We start from the raw sequence: 2,789 nt of genomic DNA, 5'->3' as shown, positions 1-2,789 counted from the left end.
GGGAGACGTGCCGGAAGACGGACGCAAGGGGCGCGGCCGGGGGCGAGGCGTACCGGGAGCGTACGTCGAGCCCCCGGTCGCGCCCTGCGCGTTCGTATAACGGCGCGTATCCCGCGCCTCGTCCTATTTTTTCTTGAGCTCGAGCAGAACCAGCTTCGCCACCGCCTTCAACGTCTCGAACACGCCCACGCCCTGCGGCGCGACCGCCTCGAACGTCGGCTCTCCCTTGACGTTCAGCTGCTGGTACATCTCGTCGGCGGGCATCGCGGTGGGAAGGTCCCGCTTGTTGAACTGGAGCACGTAGGGAATCGTCGCGAGGTCGTAGCCGTGCTCCTTCAGGTTCTTGTCGAGGTTCTGGAGCGATTCGACGTTCGACTCCGCGCGCGCCCGCTGGGAGTCCGCGACGAAGACGACGCCGTCGACCCCCTTCAGGATCAGCTTTCGGCTTGCGTCGTAGAAGACCTGGCCGGGCACCGTGTAGAGGTGGAACCGGGTCCGGAAGCCCCGGACGGTCCCGAGATCGAGCGGAAGGAAATCGAAGAACAGCGTCCGGTCGGTCTCGGTCGCGAGCGAGATGAGCTTTCCCTTCGAGTTCGAGTTCGTCCGGTCGTAGATGTACTGGAGGTTCGTCGTTTTCCCGCCGAGTCCGGGCCCGTAGAAGACGATCTTGCAGTTGATCTCCCGAGCGGCGTAGTTGATGAAGGTCATCGGTGAGGGATCTACTCGGAAAACAGGTTGTCGATGTCTTCGTCCGTGATTTCCGCAAACGGCGATTCGAAGCCGCTCGCGAGGTTCGATTTCTCCAGCTCCACCTTCTTGAGGAGGTCCTGGAAGACCTTTTCGAGCTCCATCGACGCCTTCCGGACCCGCAGGCGCACGAGCCCGAGCGACGAGCGATCGTCGAAGATCACGACCAGGATGACCCGCTGCCCGACGATCGAGATGTGGATGTTGTCCTTCTCCCCTTCGTGGAAGAGGATCGAGAACTCCTTCTCTCCGATGAGTCGCGCGAGGCCGTCGGTCGCCGCCACGTTCCCGGCGGTGAGCGACGCGAGGGAGGTCGTGTCGACCGATTCGAGATCGCCGTTGGCGGCGATCTGCTGGCCGTTCTTGTCGACGAGGAAAACGATTTTCGCGTTGGCATCCACGCGGAGACGCGAAATGATCTCCTTGATCAGCTGGAATTCCTCGTCATACATGATGAGGTCGGGAGACGCCATGGAAAGCTCAGCCTTTCGTTAGTCCGTTCGGGGCGTTATATCACGGCCACGCGAGGGGCGGGCGCACCGACGGGGCTTTCGGGGTAGCGCGGTCCTGAGGCGCGTCGAGGCGCGAGCCCGCCGGGATGCGGGTGGGTCGCCGCGCCCGCAGGCGTACCGGAAGCGTACGTCGGAGGGCGGCGGCGGCCCGCACGCGCCCGGCGGCTCGATGCATCGGCGCGCCTAGATCTCTCTTCGGTTCATGAGCGACCGGGCCATCGTCACCTCGTCCGCGTATTCGAGGTCTCCGCCCACCGGCAGGCCGAACGCGATCCGGGTGACCGCCACGTCGTGGGGCTTGAGCAGTCTCGCGAGATAGAGCGCCGTCGCCTCTCCTTCGACGTTGGGGTCGGTCGCGACGACGACCTCCCGCACGCCGCCGTCCACGCGTTCGAGGAGTCCCCGGATGTCGATGTCCTCGGGCCCCACGCCCCGAAGCGGAGAGAGCGCCCCGCCGAGCACGTGATACCGGCCGCGGAACTCCCGGGTGCGCTCGATCACGGGAACGTCGGCCGCGTCCTCGACGACGCAGAGGATCGAGCCGTCGCGCGCCGGATCGGAGCAGACCACGCACGGATCCTCTTCGGTGAGCATGTTGCAGGTCGAGCAGCGCCGCACGAGCTCGCGCGCGGAGACGACGGCTTCGGCGAGCGCCGCCGCTTCCTCCTTCGGCGCGCGGAGCAGGTGATACGCGATCCGGGCGGCTCCCTTCGCGCCGATGCCGGGAAGGCGCTCGAAGGCGGCGGCGAGTCGTTCGAAGCTCTTGGGAAGCAACGCCATCAGGAAGTCTTCTTCGGCCCACGCCGGCTCAGGCGGCTCGGCATGCGCCGGGTTAAGCGGCTCCGCCGCTTCAACCCGGCGCCGAGGTTCGCGTCAGAACCCAGGAACCATTCCTCCCAGCATCTTCGACGTCTTCTTCTGCACTTCCTCGTCCACCTTGCGCCCGGCGTCGCGGGCGGCGGCGACGATCAGGTCCTGCAGCATCTCCACGTCGGAAGGGTCCACGGCGTCCGGAGAGATGCGGCACGCGACGACCTCCTTCGTGCCGGACATCTCGATCGTCACGACGCCGCCCCCGGCGGTCCCTTCGACCTTCATCGCGGCGAGCTCGGCCTGGACCTTGTCCTGCATCGCCTGCGCCTGTTTCATCATCTGGCGGATGTTCATCGCTTTTCCTCTTTCACGTCGACGACCTCGCCCCGGAAGAGAGCCATCGCCTTCTGCACCATCGGATCGTCCTGGGCGCGCGTCGCCGCGCGTTCGCGGGCGAGGACCTGGGGCGGGACTTCCCGGGCGGCCGCCGCCAGATCGCCGTTGACCGGGGGGCCGGTCGTGAGGCGGACCGTCAGCGGGCGTCCGAACGCCGCGGCGGCCACCTCGGTCAGGAGCTTCAGCGGATCCGGCTTCTGGAGCGCGTCGCGGGCCGACGCCTTGTCGATCGGGAATTCGACGACGAGATCCGGACCCTTCTCGACGATGCGGGTCGCGAGCGTCAGGTACGTCCCGATCGTCACGCGGCGCGAAAGCACC

The 2,789-nt window shown here is 66.7% G+C and carries 5 protein-coding genes; all 5 read right to left on the bottom strand.

The annotated features are described in order from the left end of the window. Positions 1 to 123: 123 nt before the first annotated feature. A complete protein-coding gene (locus VFS34_11185; GenBank protein ID HET9795017.1) occupies positions 124 to 708 on the bottom strand; it encodes a GTPase domain-containing protein in 585 nt (194 codons plus the stop codon). A gap of 11 nt (positions 709 to 719) precedes the next feature. Then, a complete protein-coding gene (locus tag VFS34_11180) occupies positions 720 to 1,220 on the bottom strand; it encodes a roadblock/LC7 domain-containing protein (protein ID HET9795016.1) in 501 nt (166 codons plus the stop codon). 222 nt (positions 1,221 to 1,442) lie between these two features. Continuing rightward, the gene (recR, locus tag VFS34_11175) at positions 1,443 to 2,039 is read right to left on the bottom strand and encodes a recombination mediator RecR (GenBank protein ID HET9795015.1); all 597 of its coding nucleotides are present in this window, start codon (positions 2,037 to 2,039) and stop codon (positions 1,443 to 1,445) included. 93 nt (positions 2,040 to 2,132) lie between these two features. Further along, complete coding sequence (locus VFS34_11170; protein ID HET9795014.1) at positions 2,133 to 2,426, bottom strand: YbaB/EbfC family nucleoid-associated protein; 294 nt, start codon at positions 2,424 to 2,426, stop codon at positions 2,133 to 2,135. Continuing rightward, positions 2,423 to 2,789: hypothetical protein (locus tag VFS34_11165; protein ID HET9795013.1), on the bottom strand; the 367-nt coding region annotated here is incomplete at its 5' end. The genes VFS34_11165 and VFS34_11170, both read right to left, overlap by 4 nt.

The sequence above is a fragment of the Thermoanaerobaculia bacterium genome (assembly GCA_035717485.1).
GTDB lineage: Bacteria > Acidobacteriota > Thermoanaerobaculia > UBA5066 > DATFVB01 > DATFVB01.
Note: the sequence above shows the minus strand (reverse complement) of the source record. Positions and strands in the feature narration are given on the sequence as shown.